The sequence below is a fragment of the Ancylobacter koreensis genome, assembly GCF_023016525.1.
Taxonomy (GTDB): domain Bacteria; phylum Pseudomonadota; class Alphaproteobacteria; order Rhizobiales; family Xanthobacteraceae; genus Ancylobacter; species Ancylobacter koreensis.
This window is the reverse complement of the sequence record NZ_JALKCG010000006.1, coordinates 213,892-235,379: the sequence shown is the minus strand read 5'-3', so window position 1 is coordinate 235,379 and position 21,488 is coordinate 213,892. Positions and strand designations below refer to the sequence as shown.

The window sequence follows — 21,488 nt, the reverse complement described above, 5'->3', positions numbered from 1 at the left end:
TCGTCGCCCCTCACCGACCCGCTGCGCGGGCCACCTCTCCCCGACGGGGAGAGGGAGGCGGGCTGCGTGACCTGGGAAAAACTCATTGCCCCAGCCTTTCCAGCAGGGCCGGCACGTGGACCTGGTCGGCCTTGTAGTTGCCGGTGAGCACATACATCACGAGGTTGGCTCCGGCGCGGTAGGCGAGTTCGCGCTGGCGCTGGCTGGAGCCGGAGACCGGCAGCATGGGCTGGCCGGCATCGTCCACCGCCCAGGCGCCGGCGAGGTCGTTGGAGGTGAGGATGACCGGCGAAACGCCGTCGCCGGCGCGGGCCGGGCGGTCCTCGCCGTCCTCGGCGGCCGGCAGCGCCTCCACCCAGGTGGTGCCGCCGGTGAATCGGCCGGGGAAGTCGCGCAGCAGGTAGAACGCCTTGGTCAGCACGTGATCGCGCGGAACGGGTTCGAGTTCCGGTATGTCGAGGCCCGAAAGGATGGCGCGCAGCGTGTCGTTGGCCGGCGAGCCGGCACCGTTCGAGCCGGGCAGCGTCGTCTCGGCGTCGCGGGTGTCGAACACGATGGTGCCGCCCTGCTTCATGAAGGCGTCGATGCGCGCCAGCGCCTCCGGGCTCGGGCGCTCCGCGCCGGGCACGATGGGCCAGTAGAGCAGCGGGAAGAAAGACAGCTCGTCGCGGGCGATATCGACGCCCATCGGCTCGCCCGCCTCCAGCGCGGTGCGCTCGCCGAGGAAGGTGGTCAGCCCGCGCAGCCCGGCGCGGCTCACCGCGTCGGTCTCGGCGTCGCCGGTGACGACATAGGCGAGCCGGGTGGCGCTGGTGGCCTGGATGGCGAAATCGGCCTCGCCCGCCGTCATCGACGTGTCGGGCGCGGCTGCCGGCGTGCCGGGCGCGGCCTGCGCCACCGGCCGGGGTTGGGCGCCCGCGGGTGAGGGCGGCAGGGCGGCGGCGAGGCCGAGGGCGAGCAGCAGGGCCGCGCTGGCGGCGCGGCGGGCGGTGAGGCGGGTGAAGCCGCCGGCGAGCAGGAACACGATCATGGCGTCGATCAGCAGGAAGGCGAGCAGCGCCAGCAGCAGCGGCGCGCGCAGGTCGCGCGGGGTGGCGTCGCGATAGGGCTCCAGCCTTCCGAGGCCGGAGAGGTCGAGCGCGACGAGCCGGTCGCGCGGCAGCAGCGCGTTGACCGCGACCAGCCCCTCGGGCGGGCCATAGAAGCCGGGCGGATGGTCGGCGCTGGCGCGGCCGGCATAGCCGACCGGGATCGCCTTGGCGGTCGGCGTGGTAGGCCGGAACGCTCCGAAGCCGTCGAGAAGGCGGCTCGGCGCGATGGTCTCGCCGGTGGTGGTGGTCGTGCCGCCGGCATCGGTGCTGGCCTCGCTGGCGCTGGAGCCGCCCAGCGCCACAACGCGGCGCAGCATTTCGACGAAGGCGCCGGAGATCGGCAGGTTCGACCATGAGGTGTCGGCGGTGACGTGGAACAGCACCAGCGCGCCCGCGCCGCTGCGCTCGCCGGTGACGAGCGGCGTGCCGTCGGTGAGCGTCGCCCAGGTGCGCGAGGCGAGCAGCCCGTCCGGCTCGGCGAGAACCTGCCGCTCGACGGTGACGTCGTTGGGCACGGCCAGCTCGCGGAACGGGCCTTCGGCGGTGAAGCTGCCGAGCGACTGCGGCTGCTCCCAGGAGAGCGAGCCGCCGAGCACGCGCCCGCCGCGCCGCAGCGTCACCGGCACGAGGTCGTCCGAACCGTTGGCGAGGCGCGGGCCGGCAAAGCGGATGAGCACGCCGCCGCCCTCGATCCAGCGCGCGAGACGCGCCCGCGTCTCCGGCTGCAGCGTGCCGACGTCGGACAGGATGATGACCGGCAGCTTGGCGTCGATGAAGCGGTCGATCGCCTCGGCCGTACCGGCGCCGTCGGCGGTGCGGATGTCGGCGAAAGGACCGAGCGCACGGGTGAGATAATAGGAGGGCGCGAGCAGCGGCTGGCGCTGGTCGGCGGAGGTGCCCGAGACGATGCCGACCGCACGGCGGCGCCAGCGCTTGTCGAGAAGCTGGACGGCGCCGGCAGAGGCTTCGTCGGCGACGTCGAGGCGGGCGATCTCGTTGCGGATCTCCACCGGCACGTCGAAGCGCGCCTCGGTCTCTTTCGCGCCGGGCTCGAAGGCGAAGGGCGCTTCGCCAAGCAGCAGGCCGCGCATGTCGTGCGCCCGCACCGTGCCGCTCCGGGGCAGCGTGTCGCGGTCGGCGCGCACCACCTTCACGGTGAGCGCGTCCACCGCATTGTCGGCTGCCACGAGCGCCAGCGGCTCCTCGACGCCGTCGACCAGCGTGGTGAGCGGGCGATCGCCGACGGCGGCGGCGATGTCGGCGGGGACGCCTTCCGTGCCCTCCAGCGCCACGCCGTCGGAGAGATAGACGACGGAGGCCTCCGGCGCGGCGGCGAGCGCCTTGCGCAGGCTGGCCAGCGCCGGCGCGCGGTCCGGCAGATGCGGCACGGGCGCGAGGGTGCGCAGGCGCTCGCGCGCCTCGTTGGGCGCCATCACACGCGCATCGAGCGGCGGCTCGCCGGTCGGGATGAGCACGATGCCGCGTCCTTCGAGATCGGCGTCCGCCACCACGCCCTCGGCGCTGGTGCGGCGCGAGTTCCAGCTCGCGGCGGCCGGCCAGCCGGAATCGATCAGCAGCACGACGGGCCCGGAGGCGGCGGGGCCGGCGACCGGCGGATTCCAGATCGGGCCGGCGGCGGCAATGATGATGACGGCGGCGAGCAGCAGGCGCAGCGCGGTGAGCCACCACGGCGTGCGGGCCGGCGTCTCCTCCTTCGGGGGGATGTCGAGCAGCAGCCGGGTCGGCGCGAAGGACACCTTGCGCGGGCGCGGCGGCACCAGCCGCAGCAGGAACCACAGCAGCGGCAGGCCGGCGAGCGCGGCCAGCAGCAGCGGGGTGGTGAAGGCGAGAGGAAGCCCCATCATGCCGCGTGCCCCGCTTCTTCGGACGCGCCCTCGCGCGGGGGCACCGCGCCATGCCCGCCGCTCATGCGGGCGTGCAGGGCAAGCAGCAGTTCGCTCGCCGGCCGGTCGGTGCGGTGGACGACGAAGCTCCAGGTGCGGCGCTCGGCCTCGTGGCGGATCGTGTCGCGATGGGTGGCGACGCGGGCGACATATTCCGCCCGCACCGTCTCGGCGCGACCGATGGTGAGGGTGGCGCCGGTCTCGGGTTCGCGGAACTCGACGCGGCCGGAGAAGGGGAAGGTCTCCTCCGCGGGGTCGCAAATCTGCACGACATGGCCGTGCGCGCCGGAGGAAGACAGGCCGGCAAGGCTCGCCACCACTTCGCGGGTGGGGCTCCACAGGTCGCCCAGCAGCACCACCTCGGCGAGCGGGGAGGGCGAGAAGGCGGGCGGCAGGCTCTGCGGAAGGCTCGGCGCGTGGACGAGCGACTCGGCCATCTTTTCGACGATGCGCCGCGAGGCGGAGGGGCGCATCACGCCGGGAATGCCGACGCGTTCGCCCCCGCGCACCAGCAGCTCGGCCAGCGCGAAGGCGACGATGAGGGCTCGGTCGCGCTTGGTCTCCCAGACGAGGGGCGAGGCGAACACCATGGAGGAAGACAGATCCGGCCAGATCCACACCGTGTGGGCGGCCTCCCATTCGCGCTCGCGCACATAGAGATGGTCGTCGCGGGCGGAGCGGCGCCAGTCGACGCGCGAAGACGGCTCGCCATCCATGAAGCGGCGGTACTGCCAGAAATTCTCGCCGGTGCCCGCGCGGCGGCGCCCGTGCAGGCCGTGATGCACGCTGGCCGCGATGCGGCGCGCCTCCAGCACGAGGCGGGGCATGGCGGCCACGAGGCCGGCCGCGTCCTGCGCTGCGCTTCGCACGGCTGTGTCGGCGTCGAACTCCACCCGCTCAGGTCTCCGTCACATGCTGCCGAGGCACCGGCCCACGGCAATGCAAACCACCAGCCACACGGCTGGACTCAACGCGTCGCGCCCAGCTCAGCCGATCTTGCGGGCGAGCTTGGCGATGACGCCGGGCACGCTTTCGCCATCCGCACGTGCCGCGAAGGTCAGTGCCATGCGGTGCTTCAGCACCGGCTCGGCGAGCGCCACCACGTCGTCGATGGAGGGGGCGTAGCGCCCGTCCAGCAGGGCGCGGGCGCGCACCGCCAGCATCAGCGACTGCGAGGCGCGTGGGCCGGGGCCCCAGGCGATGAACTTCGAGAGGTCGCCCGCATCCGCGCCGGGGCGGGCCGAGCGCACCAGCGTGAGGATCGCCTCGACGACCGACTCGCCGACCGGCAGGCGGCGCACCAGCCGCTGGGCGGCGGCGAGTTCCTCGGCGGTCATCACCGCGCGGGGCTTGGTCTCCTCGGCGCTGGTGGTGTCGAACAGGATCTTCCGCTCGGCGTCGCGGTCGGGATAGTCGACGTCGATCTCCATGAGGAAGCGGTCGAGCTGCGCCTCGGGAAGCGGATAGGTGCCTTCCTGCTCCAGCGGGTTCTGCGTCGCCAGCACGTGGAAGGGCTTGGGCAAATCGTGGCGCACGCCGGCGACCGTGACATGGCCTTCCTGCATCGACTGCAGCAGGGCGGACTGGGTGCGCGGCGAGGCGCGGTTGATCTCGTCCGCCATCAGGAGCTGGGCGAAGACCGGGCCGGGAATGAAGCGGAAGGAGCGGCGCCCGCCGGCGCTCTCCTCCAGCACCTCGGCGCCGAGAATGTCGGAGGGCATGAGGTCGGGGGTGAACTGCACGCGCCGCGCGTCGAGGCCGAGCACGACGCCGAGCGTCTCCACCAGCTTGGTCTTGGCGAGGCCGGGCACGCCGACCAGCAGGCCGTGGCCGCCGGACAGGATGGTGATGAGCGTGCGCTCGACCACCGCCTCCTGGCCGAAGATCACCGCGCCGATGCCGGCGCGGGCGGCGCGCACATTGGCGGCGGTCGATTCCGCCGAGCGGATGATCATGTCGTCGAGGGACTCGAAATTCTCGCCGGTGGCGGATGTCATGCCGTGCTCCTGCAATCACCGATACCCGTGTCGGGACGACACGCCGAAAGGCACTCCGAAACGACCCTTGCCGGACATGGTGCAATGCAACAAAGAATATTGCAATGCACCCACCTCCTTACCGTTCCCGGATGCACCGGGAGCGGAGCTGAGGCTTTCGGAAGGGCAAGCTTACGCTATCTTGCAACCGCGTCGACTATCGGGCGGGGGATCACGACTGCGCGATTGCACCCGTGTGACACGGATTTGGCTATGACTTCAGGAGCTTCCGGCCGACTTGACGAATTGGTGCGCGCGGTCGGGGACGACCGGGCGCGGCCATTGCCGCCGGTGGAGAACTGGAATCCGCCCGATTGTGGCGAGATCGACATCGTCATCGACCGCGAGGGCGTCTGGCACCATGAGGGGCGGCCGATTCGTCGCCCGGCGCTGGTGCGCCTGTTCGCCTCGGTGCTCAAGCGCGAAGGCGAGCGGCATGTGCTTGTCACGCCGGTGGAAAAGCTCGGCATCCGGGTCGAGGACGCGCCCTTTCTCGCCGTCGAGATGAATGTCGAGACCGGCGCCTCCGGCACCCGCCTTGTCTTCCGCACCAATATGGACGACCTCGTGGCCTGCGACGAGGAGCACCCGCTGCGCGTGGAGACGGCGGCGGACGGGACGCCGCGACCCTATATATATGTCCGCCGCGGCCTGTGGGCGCGGCTCACCCGGCCCGTCTTCCTTGAACTCGCCGAGCGGGCGGAGGAACGCATCGAGGGCGGGCAGGCCAGCTTCGGCGTCGCCTCGGGCGGCGCCTTCTTCGCGCTGGCGCCCGCCGGCACCGTGAAAGAGAGCCTATGACCGCCGTGCCGCATGCCCTGCCCACCACCGACGCGACCATCGACGACGTGAGCGCCCCGCTCACGCTGGAGGATTTCGTCGCCCGTGCCCGCGCGCGCCTGCTCGCCGTGCCCGACCTCACCGGCGAGCCGCCGCGCGGCGACCATGAGCTGACGCCGGAGTTCCGCGTGCTGGTCGACGCGCTGCCGGTGCGCGGCGCGGCGGTGCTGGTGCCGGTCATCGCCCGGCCCGAGCCGACCGTGCTGCTGACGCTGCGCGCTTCGCATCTGGCGAACCATGCCGGCCAGATTTCCTTTCCCGGCGGCAAGATCGACCCGCAGGACGACGGCCCGCTGGGCGCCGCGTTGCGCGAGGCGGAGGAGGAGGTCGGCCTGTCCCGCCATCTCGTCCGGCCGCTCGGCTATCTCGACGCCTATCTCTCGCGCACGGGCTTCCGCATCGTGCCCGTGGTGGCGATAGTGGAGCCGGATTTCGCGCTCACGCTCAATCCGGGCGAGGTGGACGAGGCTTTCGAGGTGCCGCTCGACTTCCTGATGCGGCCTGGCAACCATGTGCGCGAGACGCGCGAATGGCTCGGCATGATGCGCACCTTCCACGCCATGACCTTTGAGAAGCGCCGCATCTGGGGGATCACGGCCGGGATCCTGCGCGCGCTCTATGAGCGGGTTTACACGCCATGACCCGTCTTCTCGCCGAGATCGCGCTGTTCCTGCTGCCCTTTGCCGCCTTCGCGCTCTATCTGCGATTCGGACGGAAGGTGGATTCGGTCTTCGCCGGCTGGTCGTTGCGCGCGCTCATCCTCTGCGCGGTTGTCGCCGTGCTGCTGGTGGCGGCGAGCCTCTATTTCGTCGAATCCGCCGGGCGCGGGCCGACCACGGGGCGCTACGTGCCGCCGACCTGGCAGGACGGGGTGTTGATCCCCGGCCATGTCGAGTGAGGCCGCCCGCGTGAGCCCGTCCCGATGAATCCGCTGCTCGACGGGCGCCCCGGCCTTGCGCGCGTGCTCGCCGCGCTCGACGGCGAGGGCGAGGAGGCCCGCATCGTCGGCGGCGCGGTACGCGACTGGCTGATCGGGCGCGGCCTGCGTTCCGACATCGACATCGCCACCACCGCGACGCCCGACGAGGTGACGCGCCGCGCGCATGCGGCTGGACTGAAGCCGGTACCGACCGGCATCGAGCACGGCACGGTGACGGTGGTCGCGCAGGGCGAGCCCTATGAGGTGACGACGCTGCGCGAGGATGTGGAGACCGACGGCCGCCGCGCCCGCGTCGTGTTCGGCCGGAGCTGGGAGCACGACGCCGCGCGGCGCGACTTCACCATGAACGCGCTCTACCTCACGCGCGCCGGCGAACTGGTCGATCTCGTCGGCGGCGCGGCGGATGCGAAGGCCGGGCGGGTGCGCTTCATCGGCGACCCGGATGTGCGCATCGCCGAGGATTATCTGCGCATATTGCGCCTGTTCCGCTTCCACGCCGGTTTTGGCCGGGGCCCGCTGGATGAGGCGGCACTGGCGGCGGCGATCCGCAACCGCGCAGGGCTCGACCTTCTCTCGCGCGAGCGGGTGCGGGCGGAGACGCTGAAGCTCATCGTCGCCCCGCGCGCCGCCGAAACGCTGGAACAGATGCAGGCCGCCGGCCTGCTGGCGCCGGTGCTGGGCGGCACGGGGGACGTGTCGGCCTTCGCACGGCTTGCCGCGATCGAGGCGGCGCTCGGCATGACGCCCGACCCGGTGCGCCGTCTCGGCGCGCTCGCCGTGCGCGGGGAGGACGACGCGCAGGCGTTGCGCGCGCGGCTACGGCTTTCCAATCACGAGGCCGAGCGCCTCGCCGCGCTGGCCGGCCCGGCGCCGGCGCCCGCCATGTGCGAGAAGGGGCAGAAGGCGTTCCTCTACCGCATGGGGCGCGAGGCGTTCCAGGACCGGGCGCTGATCGCCTTCGCCCGCTCGGGCGCGCCACTCGGCGACGAGGGCTGGCGTGCGCTCGCCGCGCTCGCTGCCGACTGGCCGATCCCGCTTTTTCCGTTGAAGGCGAAGGATTTTATCGCCTGCGGCGTGATACCCGGCCCGTCGCTCGGCGCCGCCCTCAAGCGCGCCGAGGAAGCCTGGATCGAGGCGGGGTTTCCGATGGATGCGCCGGCGCTGGAAGAGATCGTGGCGGGGGCGTTGGGGTGATGTCCTTGTGGGGAGTGGTTGAGTCTATTGGGTCCATCGTTGGGTTGTTAACGGGCATTTTTGTGATCTATGATAAATTATTCAAAAATGTTCCGGTTATGTATTTTGATGTCCTGACATTTTCTTCAGGATATAGAAGTATTATCTTAAGGATAAAAAATGTAAGCCAGAGGCCAATTTTAGTTAAATTTGCCAGAGCTAAAAACAGGAATACTTTTTCATTGGGTCTAGGAGATGGCGCGCGCGATTCTATCGTTTCGCTTATCTCAAAGGGCGCCTGTGTTTCTATTGATGGAAATTCGGATTATTATCTAAAAGTAGTAAATTCTTTTGATTTTGATTTAGTTAAAGATGATGAAATTTTGAGCGCTTATGTTAAGTGGAGGTTTGCTCAATATAGTATACATAATATATGGAGGTGTAAAAAATTATCAATAAAGAAAGAAGACTATAAAATTCTCTTGAATAAAGAGGCCATTGACAATTGATAGTGTTTCCCAATCCTCACGGCCACTTCACCACCGGCGGCATGGAGGAGAGGATGGAATCCACATTGCCGCCGGTCTTCAGGCCGAACAGCGTGCCGCGGTCGTAGAGCAGGTTGAACTCGACATAGCGCCCGCGGCGGACGAGCTGTTCCTCGCGCGCCGCCGCGTCCCACGGCGTCGCCATGTTCGCCCGCACGAGGCGGGGATAGACGTCGAGGAAGGCGAGGCCGACCGCCTTGGTGAAGTGGAAGTCGGCGTCGCGGTCGCCCGAATCCAGCCAGTCGTAGAAGATGCCGCCGATGCCGCGCATCTCCTTGCGGTGCGGCAGATAGAAATACTCGTCGCACCACGCTTTGTAACGCTCGTAGTCGATGTGCGGGCGGCCCTCGCAGGCGCCGCGCATCGCTGCGTGGAAGGCGAGCGAATCCGGGTCTTCCTGCGTGCGGCGCGCGTCGAGCACCGGGGTGAGGTCGGCCCCGCCGCCGAACCACGCCTTGGTGGTGACGACGAAGCGGGTGTTCATGTGCACCGCCGGCACGTGCGGGTTGGTCATGTGGGCGATGAGCGAGATGCCGGTGGCGTGGAAGCGCGGGTCTTCCTCGGCGCCGGGGATCTGCTTGCGGAATTCGGGCGCGAATTCGCCATGCACGGTCGAGCAGTGCACACCGACCTTCTCGAACAGCCTTCCGCGCAGGATCGACATGACGCCGCCGCCGCCCGGCGCGCCGGAATGGTCGGTACGCTGCCACGGCGTGCGCTCAAAGCGGCCGGGCGCGCCGGGATAGAGCGCGTCCGGCGCCTCGTCCTCAAGCGCCTCGAAGGCGGCGCAGATGCGGTCGCGCAATTCCTCGAACCACAGGCGGGCGGCTTGCTTGCGGGCGTCGGTCTCGTCGGTCATGGCACTCTCCCGGACGGCTGCCGCGTTCTAGCCGCTCGCGCGGCCGGCCGGAAGGGCGGGCTCAGACGACCGAGCCGGACAGCGCGCCGATGACATAGGTCGCCGCCATGGCGAGCGCGCCCCAGAAGGTGACGCGGCCGGCCGCCTTCAGCGGGTCCGATCCGCCGGCCCGCGCGCCGGCGACGCCGAGCACGGCGAGGAAGACCAGCGCCGCCGCCGAGACAGTGACCGGCAGGCTGGAGTCCGGCGCCAGCAGCACCGTCGCCAGCGGCAGCGCCGCGCCGGCTGCGAAGCTCGCCGCCGAGGCCAATGCCGCCTGCACCGGCCGCGCGGCGGTGATCTCGTTGATGCCGAGCTCGTCGCGCGCATGCGCCTCCAGCGCGTCGGCGGCCATCAGCCGGGTCGCGACCTCCTCCGCCAGCGCCGGATCGAGCCCGCGCGCCACATAGATGGCCGCCAGCTCGGCGTGTTCGGCGGCGGGATCGGTGGCGAGTTCCTCGCGCTCGCGGGCGAGGTCGGCCTTTTCCGTGTCGGCCTGCGAGGACACCGAGACATATTCGCCGGCCGCCATCGACATCGCCCCGGCCACCAGACCGGCGATGCCGGCCAGCAGCACGGCGCTGCGCTCGGCATCGGCGGCGGCGACGCCGACGATCAGGCTCGCGGTGGACAGGATGCCGTCATTGGCCCCCAGCACCGCCGCGCGCAGCCAGCCGGCGCGGTCCATGAAGTGTCGTTCGGCGTGGCGCGGGCGCATCGGTCTCGTCTCCCTCAGGTTGGTGGAGCAGTTTCCCCGCTCCGCTTTACGCGGGTATGATGATGGAGGGCACGCAGATGCGGTTCCGACACACTGGTGCCGCAAGGGCGGCGCAGAAGGCGGCGCATGTTCGCGCGCATCTTCGCCTTCTTCGAGAATCGGGTCGATCCCTTCCGGCCGACGCCCATCGAGCGTCCGCCCGAAGGGCTGCTTGCCTTCTACTGGCATTTCGTGCGGCAGACCGGCTGGGTCTATGTCGCCGCGCTCGGCGCCGCCTTCCTGGTCGCCATCATCGAGGTGTCGCTGTTCCGCTATATCGGCCAGATCGTCGACCTCGTTCAGTCCTCCAGCCCGCAGACGATCTTCGCCGACCATGGCGGGCTGCTGCTGTGGATGGGCTTCGTGGTGGTGGTCGCGCGCCCCTGCGCCAACCTGCTGCACGACCTGCTGGTGCGCCAGTCGATCACCGCCAAGGTCGGGCCGATGATCCGCTGGCAGTCCTATCGCTGGATCATCCGCCAGAGCGTGGGCTTCTTCAGCAATGACTTCGCCGGTCGCATCGCCACCCGCGTGCTGCAGGCCGGGCCGGCGGTGCGCGGCTCGGTGGTGGAGGTGATCGACGCGCTCTGGTACGCCGGCATCTACGCGGTCAGCGCGGTGCTGCTCTTCGCCGAGGCCGACTGGCGGCTCGCCATGCCGATGGTGGCGTGGATCGTGCTCTACATCGTCGCGCTCACCGTCTTCGTGCCCAAGATACGGCACCTGTCGAAGAGCACCGCCGAGAGCAATTCGGCGCTGACCGGACGCGTGGTCGACAGCTACACCAACATATTGACGGTGAAGCTGTTCGCCCATTCCGACCGCGAGGACAGCTATGTCCGCTCGGCGCTCGCCCGCAATATCGACGACAACAGCCGCCAGCAGCGCCACATCACCCGCATGGCGGCGACGGTGAGCGTGCTGAACAGCCTGATGCTCGGCGGCGTCGGCGGGCTCGGCCTCTGGCTGTGGTCGATCGGGGCGATCAATCTCGGCGCCATCGCGCTGTCCACGGGCCTCGCCATCCGCATCACCAACATGTCCGGCTGGATCATGTGGGTGGTGACCGGCGTGTTCGAGAATGTCGGCACTGTGCAGGAGGCGATCACCACGCTGGCGCGCCCGCGCGAGGTGGTGGATGCGCCCGGCGCGCCGGAGCTGGCCGCCGTGCGCGGCGAGATACGCTTCGACGATGTCAGCTTCCACTACGGCAAGGGGGCGGGCGTCATCGACGACCTGTCGCTGGTCATCCGTCCCGGCGAGCGGGTGGGGCTGGTCGGCCCCTCGGGCGCGGGCAAGTCGACGCTGATGAGCCTGCTGCTGCGCTTCTACGATCCCGAGAAGGGCCGCGTGCTGATCGACGGGCAGGACGTTGCCGGCATCGCGCAGGAGAGCCTGCGCGCGCAGATCGGCGTGGTGACGCAGGACACCTCGCTGATGCACCGCTCGGTGCGCGACAACATCCGCTACGGCCGTCCCGACGCCGACGAGGCGGCGGTGTGGGAGGCGGCGCGGCGCGCCCATGCCGCCGAGTTCATCGCCGAACTGGCCGACCCGCAGGGCCGCATCGGGCTCGACGCTCATGTCGGCGAGCGCGGCGTGAAGCTGTCCGGCGGCCAGCGCCAGCGCATCGCCATCGCCCGCGTGCTGCTGAAGGACGCGCCGATCCTGGTGCTGGACGAGGCCACCTCGGCGCTCGATTCGGAGGTCGAGGCGGCGATCCAGACCAATCTCGACACGCTGATGGCGGGCAAGACCGTGATCGCCATCGCCCACCGCCTCTCCACCATCGCCCGCATGGACCGGCTGGTGGTGATGGAGCACGGGCGCATCGTCGAGAGCGGCACCCATGCCGAGCTGGTCGCGCGCGGCGGCCTCTATGCCCGCCTCTGGCAGCGCCAGTCCGGCGGCTTCATCGACGCCGAGGAAGCGGAAGGCGAGCCGGCGCGCGAACGCGAGGCGGCGGCGGAGTAGCCAAGCGCGTCGCCGTGCCTAAAGCTCGATCCCCAGCTCGCGCAGGATGCGGAGCTTGGCGGCGGGGTCCTTCGGCGAGTTGGGGTGGCAGACATAGGCGTGGTCCATCGTTTCGGGCCGCGTGCCGTGCCGCTGGTAGAAGCTGTGCGGCAGGGCGGAGAGCCGCAGCCCGGTCCTGCCGCAGCGCCCGGCGACCGAGCGCGTCCAGCCGTCCTCGATGCGGCCATGCTCCCAGTTCGCCGGCCGCGATTCCCAGCGCAGGTCGAAACCCTCCAGCAGGCTCAGGTTGAGGCCGCGCTGGTCGCTGCCGTCGAAGCGGCGGATGGAGGTCTCCAGCAGGTCGATGACGGCCTCGCCGGGCCGCATGAAGAAGAAGCCCATGCAGACCGAGAAGCCCCACGCCGTCTTGGCCTCCTGCGGAAAGGAGCCGGGCTGGAAGGCCATGTCGGCCTCGCCGCGCAGGATGTCGTCGACGGGATCCCTGAGCCAGATGGCATCCACGTCGCTGTAGAGGACGGAGCGGCCCTGCCGGAGATAGGCGAGGGCGGTCGTCATCTTAAGCGAGTTGGTGAACGAGGCCTGGTCGTTCGGGAAGGTGCTGTCGGGATACCGGGTCTTTTCGGACCGCGACATGGGCTGCCCGCCGGAGGCGTCCTCGCAGACATGGCCGCTGTCGCCCAGCATCGCGTAGGCGCGGGCATCCGAGCAGATGAAGATGGGCTCCATGCCGGTGGTTTTGCGGACCGACCGCGCCCACGCCCGGCCGAGTTCGGCATAGGATTCGTCGATGACCGTGAAGATGACCGGCGGCTGGACGGCGAGGGAGGTGTCTGCGTCGTGTCCGGCGTCGGGTCGCATAAATCGGGAATCCGGTATGTTCGTTCGGGCGTCACCTCGGCCCGGGCCGCGCGGCGCCCGAACCTTCTTTGCCGGCAGGTATCCCGTTATCCCGCAGCAATCGCAAGCACGAGAATCAGCTGCCTCGCAGCTGACGCGGAAATCCGTGCGTCTGGCGCAGGGCCTCTCCGAGGATCATCGCGCCGGCCAGCGCCACGTTGAGCGAGCGGGCGTCCGCCACCAGCGGGATACGGATGCGCCCATTCGCCGCTGCGTGCACCGCCTCCGGCACGCCGGCGCTCTCGCGTCCCAGCAGCAGCACGTCGTCGCCCTGGAAGGCGAAGTCCGTATGGGCGACCGCGCCGTGAGTCGTGCACAGCACCAGCCGGCGCCCCTGCGCCGCCCGCCATGCCTCGAAGGCGGCGAAGCTCGCGTGCCGCGCGATCACCGCGCGGTCGAGATAATCCATGCCGGCGCGCCGGAAGCCGGCATCGCCGACCGGGAATCCCGCCGGTTCGATGATGTGCAGGCCGAGGCCGAGGCAGGCGCAGGCGCGTGCCAGCGTGCCGGCATTCTGCGCGATGTCCGGCTGGTAGAGGGCGAGCGCCAGCGTCATCCGATTGTCGTCTCCTGTGCGGGCCTTGCGCCCTTTTCCGGCGCCGCCGGGTCCCGGGCGCGCGGACAGATGGGGGAAGGACGGACTGCCGCACTGCCTTCATCTGGACAAGGATCGGTTCCGATGCAATTAGAGGCACTCGAAGGTAGGGTCGACCGCGCGCCACGCGGCCGCACGCCCGTTTCGCGCGAGCATCCGACAACGGATCGAGGCGGGCTTCGCGGGTGGGTGCGGTTGCGGGCATGAGGGGAAAGGGAACCAATCGTGGCAGCAACTGAGACGGCGGGTACCACGCGCCGCGACTTCCTCTACATCGCGACCGGCGCCATGGGCGCGGTCGGTGCCGCGGCCGTCGTCTGGCCCTTCATCTCCCAGCTCCAGCCCGATGCCTCGGTTCTCGCGCTGTCGTCGACCGAGGTCGACCTGTCGCAGATCGCCGAAGGGCAGATGGTCACCGTGAAGTGGCGCGGCAAGCCGGTCTTCGTGTGGAACCGCACGGAGAAGGACATCAACGAGGCCAAGGAAGTGCAGGTTTCCGCGCTTCTTGACCCGGTCGCCCGCAACGCCAACCTGCCCGCCGACGCGCCGGCGACGGACGCCAACCGCGCCGCCGTCGACAAGGAGAAGTGGCTGGTGGTGATCGGCATCTGCACGCATCTGGGCTGCGTGCCGATCGGTCATTCCGGCGAGTATGACGGGTGGTTCTGCCCCTGCCACGGCTCCGAATACGACACGGCCGGGCGCGTGCGCCGTGGCCCGGCGCCGGAGAACCTGGCGATTCCGCCCTTCAATTTCGTGTCCGACACGAAGATCTCCATCGGCTGATCGGCCCACAGGGAGCTGCATAAAATGAGCGGACACTCCACGTTCGAGCCGAAGCACCCGGCGCTCAAGTGGTTCGAAAGCCGGCTGCCGCTGGTCGGGCTGGTTCATTCCTCCTTCGTCGCCTACCCGACCCCGCGGAACCTGAACTACTGGTGGACCTTCGGCGGCATCCTGTCGCTGATGCTGGGCGTGCAGATCATCTCCGGCGTCGTGCTGGTGATGCACTACACCCCGCATGTGACGCTGGCCTTCGACTCGGTCGAGCACATCATGCGCGACGTCAGCTATGGCTGGCTGATCCGCTACATCCACGCCAACGGCGCCTCGATGTTCTTCATCGCGGTGTACATCCACATCTTCCGCGGCCTCTATTACGGGTCCTACAAGAACCCGCGCGAGGTGCTGTGGATCCTCGGCGTGATCATCTACCTGCTGATGATGGCCACCGCCTTCATGGGCTATGTGCTGCCGTGGGGCCAGATGAGCTTCTGGGGCGCTACCGTCATCACCAACCTGTTCTCGGCCTTCCCCGTGGTCGGCCCGACCATCGTCGAATGGCTGTGGGGCGGCTTCGCGGTCGACAACCCGACGCTCAACCGCTTCTTCTCGCTGCATTACCTGCTGCCCTTCATGATCGCGGGCGTCGTCGTCCTGCACGTGTGGGCGCTGCACGTGGTCGGCCAGAACAACCCGGCCGGCGTCGAGCCGAAGAGCCCGAAGGACACCGTTCCGTTCACGCCCTACGCGACCATCAAGGACGGGTTCGGCATGGTGTGCTTCCTGATCTTCTTCGCGTGGTTCCTGTTCTACATCCCGAACTATCTCGGCCACGCCGACAACTACATCCCGGCCAACCCGCTGGTGACGCCCGCCCACATCGTGCCCGAATGGTACTACCTGCCGTTCTACGCGATGCTGCGCGCGGTGCCGGACAAGCTCGGCGGCGTGCTCACGATGTTCGGCGCCATCCTGGTGCTGTTCTTCGTGCCGTGGCTCGACACCTCCAAGGTGCGCTCGGCGACCTATCGCCCGCTCTACAAGCAGTTCTTCTGGATCTGGCTTGTCGCCTGCGTCGGCCTCGGCTGGCTCGGCTCCAAGCCGGCGGAGGGCGGCTACGTGATCGCCGGTCGCATCCTGACGGTGTACTACTTCGCGCACTTCCTGATCATCCTTCCGCTGCTCGGCCTGTTCGAGAAGCCGAAGGCCATCCCGGCCTCGATCACCGAGGCTGTGCTGGGCAAGAAAAAGGGCGCGGCTCCCGCCTCCGTGGGCGTCTCGGCGCCGCAGACCAAGGGCTGAGCGGAACACGATGAGCAACACCATGTCCTTCCGTTCCTCCCTTCTCCGTCCCCTGGCCGTGGCCTCGCTGGTCCTCGGCCTCGCGGGCCCCGCGCTGGCGCAGGAGCATGGCGCTCCCAAGCCGCACCGCGAGGACTGGAGCTTCGCCGGCCCGTTCGGCAAGTTCGACCGGGCGCAGCTTCAGCGCGGCTTCCAGGTGTTCAAGGAAGTCTGCTCCTCCTGCCATTCCGCGCACCTCTTCGCCTTCCGCAACCTCGCCCAGCCGGGCGGGCCGGAATTCAGCGAGGCGCAGGCCAAGGCGGTGGCCGAGAGCTACCAGATCCAGGACGGGCCGAACGACGCCGGCGACATGTTCGACCGGCCCGGCCGCCTGTCCGACCACTGGCCCTCGCCCTTCCCGAACGAGCAGGCGGCCCGCGCCTCGAACGGCGGCGCCTATCCGCCGGACTTCTCGACGCTGGCCAAGGCGCGCACCTACGAGGTCGGCTTCCCCGGCTTCCTGATCGACATCCTGACGCAGTATCAGGAGCAGGGGCCGGACTACATCCACGCCCTTCTGAACGGCTACAAGGAGCCCCCGGAGGGCTTCACGGTGCCGGAAGGCGCGCATTACAACGAGTACTTCCCCGGCCACGCCATCAAGATGCCGCAGCCGATCTCGGACGACCAGGTGACCTACACCGACGGCACGCCGCAGACGGTCGACCAGTATTCGCGCGACGTGACCGCCTTCATGATGTGGGTCGCCGAGCCGCATCTGGAAGCGCGCAAGCGCATCGGCTTCCAGGCGATGATCTTCCTCATCATCTTCGCCGGCCTGCTGTACTTCACCAAGAAGAAGGTCTGGAAGAGCGTCGAGCACTGAGCCGCGCTCTCCCGCCGGAGACCGACATGCGAAGGGCCCCGAGAGGGGCCCTTTTGCGTTGGGACAACGTTGGCGGGGCTGACGCGCCCGTCGAGCAACGGCTCGGGGCAGGCGGCACGAGCGTAGGCATCATGAGGGCGGGAGGATTACGCCTCCAGTCGCTCCACGAAGACGCAGTTGGTGAGCTCGAAGGCGAGGCGGCCGTGCTGGTCGGTCCCGGTCTCGCGGGTGAAGACGAGGCCCCATTCCGGGCGTGTCGCGCTTGGCTTCTTCGCCGTCACCTCGCTCTCGAAGGTGAGGGTGTCGCCCGGCCGCACCGGCCGCAGCCATTTCAGCTCCTTGAAGCCGGGAGAGGGGCCGATGCGCGGCGCCCGCAGGCCGGCCCGGCGCAGGGTCTCGCCCTCGCGCGCCCAGGCCTGCGCGCGCAGCTTCGCGCTCACCACCACGCTCTGCCAGCCGGAGGCGACGAGCCCGCCGAAATGGGTGCGCGCGCCCGCCGCCGCGTCGAGATGGAAGGACTGCGGGTCCCAGGCGCGGGCAAAGGCGAGGATTTCCGCCTCGCTGAAGGTGTAGGAGCCCAGACGCGTGGTGGCACCGATCTCGATATCCTCGAAGAACCGCATCGCCCACCCCCTCAGATCGGCCGGAAGCCGGGATTGCGCCGGCCGAACAGCACGGTGCCGACGAGATCGGTCATCACCGTGCCGTCGGCGTCGACCAGTTCGAAGCGGAACTTCACGAGCCCCATCTCCGGCCGGCTCTTGGAGGAGCGCGTCTCCAGCACCTCGCGGCGCAGGCTCAGCACCGTGCCGGGGTGCACGGGCTTGAGAAAGCGCACCTCGTCGAGGCCGGGCGAGCCGAGACAGTCGGAATTGGTGAGGAAGCCGTCGGCAGCGAGGCGCATGAAGATGCAGCACAGGTGCCAGCCGGAGGCCGACAGCCCGCCGAGCCGCGTCGCCTCGGCGGCGGAATCGTCGAGATGGATGGGCAGCGGATCGTAGTCGTTCGCGAAGGCGAGGATCTCCTCGCGCCCGACCACATAGCGACCGCAGGTCGCCACATGGCCCTCCTGAAAGTCCTCCCAGAAGAGCATCGCTCGTCGAACTCCCTCACGCAGCTCGCCATGACAGGCGAGAGAGGCGCGAAGGTCAAGCGCGGGCCGCGTCGGGCGGACCGTCGCCTCAGTTGTTGAAGCGGAAATGCAGCACGTCGCCGTCGGCGACGACATATTCCTTGCCTTCCAGCCGCAGGCGGCCGGCATCGCGCGCGCCGGCCTCGCCTTTGCCCTTGACATAGTCGTCATAGGCGATGGTCTCGGCGCGGATGAAGCCCTTCTCGAAGTCCGAGTGGATGACGCCCGCCGCGCCCGGCGCCTTGGTGCCTGATGTGATGGTCCAGGCGCGCGCTTCCTTCGGGCCAACGGTGAAATAGGTCACGAGCTTCAGCAACTCGTAGCCGGTGCGGATGATGCGGTTGAGGCCGGGCTCCTCGAGGTCGATGGCTTCGAGATAGTCCTTCTGCTCGTCGGCCGGCAGCACGGCGATCTCGCTCTCGATCTTGGCGGAGACGACGACGGCCTTGGCGCCTTCCTCCGCCGCGCGGGCGAAAACCTCGGCGGAGAGGGAGTTGCCGGCCTTCGCCGAGGCTTCCTCGACATTGCAGACATAGAGCACCGGCTTGGAGGACAGCAGGCCGAGCATGCGGAAGGCCTTTTCCTCCTCCGGCTTCACCTCGACCAGACGCGCCGGCTTGCCGTCGCGCAGCAGCACGAGGGCGCGGGTCATCAGGTCGAGCAGTTCCTTGGCTTCCTTGTCGCCGCCCTTGGCCTTCTTCTCCAGCGCGCCGGCGCGCTTTTCCAGGCTTTCGAGATCAGCCAGCATCAGCTCGGTCTCGATGGTCTCGATGTCGGACACCGGGGCGAGCTTGCCCTCGACATGGGTGACATCGGAATCCTCGAAACAGCGCACTACATGGGCGATGGCGTCGCATTCGCGGATATTGGCGAGGAACTGGTTGCCGAGCCCCTCGCCCTTGGAGGCGCCGCGCACCAGGCCGGCAATGTCGACGAAGGTCAGCCGGGTCGGGATGATCTGCTGCGAGCCGGCGATCTGCGCCAGCGTTTCGAGGCGCGGGTCGGGCACGGCGACGTCGCCGACATTGGGCTCGATGGTGCAGAAGGGGTAGTTCGCCGCCTGTGCCGCCGCGGTCTGCGTCAGAGCGTTGAAGAGGGTCGACTTGCCGACGTTCGGCAGGCCGACGATGCCGCATTTGAAGCCCATGGTGCGATGCTCGGTCGAGAGGAACGGTTGCGAGAGGAACGGTTGCCGCCGTGGTTAGGCAGGACGGGTGGCGAATGCAAGTGCACGAGGCACGTGGAGTGGGAAGGCCCGCTCAGCCCGGCTTGCGGGCGCCGGCGGCCTTCTCCGGCGCGCCGAAGCCCTGCGCGTCGAGGAACAGGTGGATGCGGTTCTGGAACTCGTCCGGCCGGTGCGTGGCGAGGAGGCCCGCGAGGTCCGCGCAGCCGTCGCACACCGCGTCCACCCAGCCGCGCTCGGCCTTGGCGAAGTCGCTCAGCACATAGTTGTGCACCAGCGCCTTGTCGCCGGGATGACCGATGCCGAGCCGCACGCGGGGGTAATCATTGCCGCAATGGGCGGTGATGGAGCGCAGGCCGTTATGGCCGGCATTGCCGCCGCCGACCTTGGTGCGCACCTTGGCGGGCGGCAGGTCGAGCTCGTCATGGAAGACGAAGATGTCGCGCAGCTCGATCTTGTAGAAGCGCTGCGCCTCGGCGACCGCCCGGCCGGATTCGTTCATGTAGGTTTCGGGCAGCAGGGCGATGATTTTCACGCCCTCGATCTCGCCCTCGCAGGCCGCGCCCTGGAAGCGCCGGCGCCACGGCGAGAAACGGTGCCGCCGGGCGATGGCGTCCACCGCCATGAAGCCGATATTGTGCCGGTTGCCGGCATATTTCGGCCCGGGATTGCCGAGCCCGGTGAAGAGCAGCATGGCGAGCCTCCGTGCCGCCGAAGCGCGCCGCAGCCGGCGCCGAAACGACGAGAGCCGGAAGCGGGCTTCCGGCTCTCGGTTGACGGACCGTCCGGGCGAGGGGCCCGGGCGTGATCTGGACGTCAGGACTTGGCGGCTTCCGCTGCGGCGGCCGCAGCCTCGTCGGCGTCGGCTTCCTTCAGGCCCGACGGGGTGGTGATGGTGGCCAGCGTGTCGTCGCCATGGCCCGCCCAGGTCACGCCGGCCGGCAGCTTGATCGCGGAGAGGTGGATCGAGTCGCCGAAGCTGTACTTCGACACGTCGACCTCGACCGCCTCGGGGATCGATTCGGCCGGCGCGTTCAGCGAGACCGTGTGGCTGACGATGTTCAGCGTGGCGCCCTGCTTGAGGGCCGGGGCGGTGTCGGTGTTCAGGAAGTGGACCGGAACGTCGACCGAGAGGCTGGTGCCGGCCGCCACGCGCAGGAAGTCGATGTGAAGCGGGAAGTCCTTCACCGGGTCAAGCTGATAGTCGCGCGGAATGACGTGGTACTTCTGACCGTCGACGTCGACGTCGAACAGGGTGGTCAGGAAGTGGCCGGCATAGATGATGCGGTTGATCTCGACATGGTCGAGGGTGATGCCGACGGGGGGCTTGCCGTCGCCGTAGATCACGGCGGGAACACGGCCGGCGCGACGTTCGGCACGAGCGGCCCCCTTGCCGACCTTCGTGCGCGCCAGCGCCTTGAGCTGCTTGGTAGCGGTCATTGACTTGTCCTTACATGGTTGCAAAAGGACGAAGGCCGCTCGCGCGGCCCGGTCCTTCAGGCGAGGTCTGCTTGACCGCGGCGCGCCTCCAGGGGTGCGGAAAGGCCACGGACGGGCCGGCTCATAGCAGCAAAAGCCTTGGCGGGCAATGCGCCGGGGCCTGCCGCCTCAGAACTTGCCGAGCACGCCGGCCTTCACGATACCGCTGCCGGCCGAATCCGGTCCCTGGGTGCGCTCCACCGAGATGAAGCGCTCCGCCGCGCCCACCGGCGCGCGCAGTTCCACCCCTGTGGTGACAGTGCGGCTGTCGTTCAACTCCACGCTGGCGCCGAGCTTCTGGTCGCCGAGGCCGACGGGGGCCAGCGGCACGCTGTAGGTGCTGCCGACGGCGAGGCTGTCATAGAGGTTGGCCGTGCTGCCGCTCGCCGAGGCGCCCACCGTGCCGGCGGTGTAGACGGTGACATAGTCCTGCAGGAGCCCGACCTTGCCGGTGATCTCGCCGGTGCCGGAAGTGCCGGTCGTGCTGAGCGCGCCCGAGGCCGGCGCCACGGCGCTCGCCTTGGAGGAGACCGAGAGGCTGGCCGCGCCCTGCTGCAGGTCCATCCGCGTCGGCAGGTCGGCGCGTGCACGGCCGGCCACGCTGTCCTTGCCGCTGGGCAGCCAGGACGGCGACGCGGCCTGCGCCGGCGTGTCCGCCGCCGGCTCGTCGGCGCCGCCGAGGCCGAGCTCGATCAGCGTCCAGAGCGAGGGCGCGACGGCGGTCTCGGCTTCCGGGTCGAAGGGTACATAAGGGTCTTCCGGCACGTCCTGGTGTGCCGCCTCCTGCGCATTCTGCTGCGGCTGGGCGGGCGCCGTACCGTCGGCGTCGGCAGCGGCCTGCTGCGCGGCGTCATAGGGCGAGGCTTCCGCCTCGTGCGCCGGCACGACGACGATGGTCTGCCAGGGATCGAGGGAGGACGCGGCGAGGGGGGCGGGGGCGCCGAGCAGGGCGGCGGCGAGCAGGGCGCCCGTCAGCTTCGTGCACGGCAGGGTGCGCAGACTGGCGGCGCGCAGACTGTCGGGATGCGTCGCGGAAAGTCGCATCGGGGGCGTCGTCCGGTTCGTTGAGCGAGCCGGCAGGCTGGGGCCGA

The 21,488-nt window shown here is 69.2% G+C and carries 22 protein-coding genes; 9 read left to right on the top strand and 13 right to left on the bottom strand.

What is annotated here, in order from left to right:
- Positions 1-82 precede the first annotated feature (82 nt).
- The 3 genes from MWN33_RS15135 to MWN33_RS15125 form a co-directional block, all read right to left on the bottom strand.
- Positions 83-2,956, bottom strand: a complete 2,874-nt coding sequence (locus MWN33_RS15135; RefSeq protein WP_247201871.1) for a DUF4159 domain-containing protein — start codon at positions 2,954-2,956, stop codon at positions 83-85.
- Positions 2,953-3,888: a DUF58 domain-containing protein gene (locus tag MWN33_RS15130; protein ID WP_247201870.1), complete on the bottom strand. Its 936-nt coding sequence runs from the start codon at positions 3,886-3,888 to the stop codon at positions 2,953-2,955. Before MWN33_RS15130 ends, MWN33_RS15135 begins: the two co-directional genes overlap by 4 nt.
- A 93-nt stretch (positions 3,889-3,981) precedes the next feature.
- A complete protein-coding gene (locus MWN33_RS15125; RefSeq protein WP_247201869.1) occupies positions 3,982-4,992 on the bottom strand; it encodes an AAA family ATPase in 1,011 nt (336 codons plus the stop codon).
- A 252-nt stretch (positions 4,993-5,244) separates the two neighbouring features.
- Between MWN33_RS15125 and MWN33_RS15120 the strand changes: the two genes are divergently transcribed.
- From MWN33_RS15120 to MWN33_RS15100, 5 genes are read left to right on the top strand one after another with little or no spacing between them, the layout of a single operon-like run.
- Positions 5,245-5,832: a DUF1285 domain-containing protein gene (locus MWN33_RS15120; RefSeq protein WP_247201868.1), complete on the top strand. Its 588-nt coding sequence runs from the start codon at positions 5,245-5,247 to the stop codon at positions 5,830-5,832.
- Positions 5,829-6,512 (top strand): CoA pyrophosphatase, encoded by a 684-nt coding sequence (locus tag MWN33_RS15115; RefSeq protein ID WP_247201867.1) that lies wholly within the window; start codon positions 5,829-5,831, stop codon positions 6,510-6,512. Before MWN33_RS15120 ends, MWN33_RS15115 begins: the two co-directional genes overlap by 4 nt.
- Positions 6,509-6,769 (top strand): DUF6111 family protein, encoded by a 261-nt coding sequence (locus MWN33_RS15110; RefSeq protein ID WP_247201866.1) that lies wholly within the window; start codon positions 6,509-6,511, stop codon positions 6,767-6,769. The genes MWN33_RS15115 and MWN33_RS15110 overlap by 4 nt, the downstream gene beginning before the upstream one ends.
- A gap of 24 nt (positions 6,770-6,793) precedes the next feature.
- Entirely contained in the window at positions 6,794-8,005 is a 1,212-nt protein-coding gene (locus tag MWN33_RS15105; protein WP_247201865.1) for a CCA tRNA nucleotidyltransferase, read from the top strand.
- Positions 8,005-8,493, top strand: a complete 489-nt coding sequence (locus tag MWN33_RS15100; RefSeq protein ID WP_247201864.1) for a hypothetical protein — start codon at positions 8,005-8,007, stop codon at positions 8,491-8,493. Before MWN33_RS15105 ends, MWN33_RS15100 begins: the two co-directional genes overlap by 1 nt.
- A gap of 16 nt (positions 8,494-8,509) precedes the next feature.
- Here the strand turns inward: MWN33_RS15100 and hemF are convergent, their stop codons facing one another.
- Entirely contained in the window at positions 8,510-9,391 is an 882-nt protein-coding gene (hemF, locus tag MWN33_RS15095) for an oxygen-dependent coproporphyrinogen oxidase (protein ID WP_247201863.1), read from the bottom strand.
- A gap of 61 nt (positions 9,392-9,452) precedes the next feature.
- Positions 9,453-10,148: a VIT1/CCC1 transporter family protein gene (locus MWN33_RS15090; RefSeq protein WP_247201862.1), complete on the bottom strand. Its 696-nt coding sequence runs from the start codon at positions 10,146-10,148 to the stop codon at positions 9,453-9,455.
- Positions 10,149-10,274: 126 nt separating this feature from the next.
- Here MWN33_RS15090 and MWN33_RS15085 point away from each other — a divergent pair, with 126 nt between their 5' ends.
- Positions 10,275-12,161: an ABC transporter ATP-binding protein gene (locus tag MWN33_RS15085; RefSeq protein WP_247201861.1), complete on the top strand. Its 1,887-nt coding sequence runs from the start codon at positions 10,275-10,277 to the stop codon at positions 12,159-12,161.
- 18 nt (positions 12,162-12,179) lie between these two features.
- Here the strand turns inward: MWN33_RS15085 and MWN33_RS15080 are convergent, their stop codons facing one another.
- Together MWN33_RS15080 and MWN33_RS15075 are read right to left on the bottom strand one after the other, a co-directional pair.
- On the bottom strand, positions 12,180-13,019 hold the full coding sequence (locus MWN33_RS15080) for a putative nucleotide-diphospho-sugar transferase (protein WP_247201860.1): 840 nt from the start codon (positions 13,017-13,019) through the stop codon (positions 12,180-12,182).
- 115 nt (positions 13,020-13,134) lie between these two features.
- Complete coding sequence (locus MWN33_RS15075; RefSeq protein WP_247201859.1) at positions 13,135-13,614, bottom strand: tRNA (cytidine(34)-2'-O)-methyltransferase; 480 nt, start codon at positions 13,612-13,614, stop codon at positions 13,135-13,137.
- 264 nt (positions 13,615-13,878) lie between these two features.
- On the opposite strand from MWN33_RS15075, the gene petA reads away from it, so the two are divergent.
- Genes petA through MWN33_RS19150 form a run of 3 tightly spaced genes read left to right on the top strand, consistent with a single transcriptional unit; the run spans position 13,879 to position 16,603 of the window.
- Positions 13,879-14,439, top strand: coding sequence for a ubiquinol-cytochrome c reductase iron-sulfur subunit (gene petA, locus MWN33_RS15070; RefSeq protein WP_247201858.1), 561 nt, complete (start codon positions 13,879-13,881; stop codon positions 14,437-14,439).
- Positions 14,440-14,463: 24 nt separating this feature from the next.
- A complete protein-coding gene (locus tag MWN33_RS19155) occupies positions 14,464-15,738 on the top strand; it encodes a cytochrome b (RefSeq protein ID WP_247201857.1) in 1,275 nt (424 codons plus the stop codon).
- Positions 15,739-15,748: 10 nt separating this feature from the next.
- On the top strand, positions 15,749-16,603 hold the full coding sequence (locus MWN33_RS19150) for a cytochrome c1 (protein ID WP_247201856.1): 855 nt from the start codon (positions 15,749-15,751) through the stop codon (positions 16,601-16,603).
- A gap of 146 nt (positions 16,604-16,749) precedes the next feature.
- Here MWN33_RS19150 and MWN33_RS15055 read toward each other — a convergent pair whose 3' ends face one another.
- The 6 genes from MWN33_RS15055 to MWN33_RS15030 form a co-directional block, all read right to left on the bottom strand.
- Positions 16,750-17,226 (bottom strand): MaoC family dehydratase, encoded by a 477-nt coding sequence (locus MWN33_RS15055; RefSeq protein ID WP_247201855.1) that lies wholly within the window; start codon positions 17,224-17,226, stop codon positions 16,750-16,752.
- Positions 17,227-17,237: 11 nt separating this feature from the next.
- Entirely contained in the window at positions 17,238-17,696 is a 459-nt protein-coding gene (locus MWN33_RS15050) for a MaoC family dehydratase (protein WP_247201854.1), read from the bottom strand.
- 88 nt (positions 17,697-17,784) lie between these two features.
- Positions 17,785-18,882, bottom strand: a complete 1,098-nt coding sequence (ychF, locus tag MWN33_RS15045; protein WP_247201853.1) for a redox-regulated ATPase YchF — start codon at positions 18,880-18,882, stop codon at positions 17,785-17,787.
- A 112-nt stretch (positions 18,883-18,994) separates the two neighbouring features.
- On the bottom strand, positions 18,995-19,612 hold the full coding sequence (pth, locus tag MWN33_RS15040) for an aminoacyl-tRNA hydrolase (RefSeq protein WP_247201852.1): 618 nt from the start codon (positions 19,610-19,612) through the stop codon (positions 18,995-18,997).
- Positions 19,613-19,734: 122 nt separating this feature from the next.
- Positions 19,735-20,358, bottom strand: coding sequence for a 50S ribosomal protein L25/general stress protein Ctc (locus tag MWN33_RS15035; protein WP_247201851.1), 624 nt, complete (start codon positions 20,356-20,358; stop codon positions 19,735-19,737).
- Between the two features lie 168 nt (positions 20,359-20,526).
- Positions 20,527-21,441 carry a hypothetical protein gene (locus MWN33_RS15030; protein ID WP_247201850.1) on the bottom strand — a complete coding sequence of 305 codons (915 nt, stop codon included), beginning with the start codon at positions 21,439-21,441 and terminating at the stop codon, positions 20,527-20,529.
- Between the last annotated feature and the right edge of the window lie 47 nt (positions 21,442-21,488).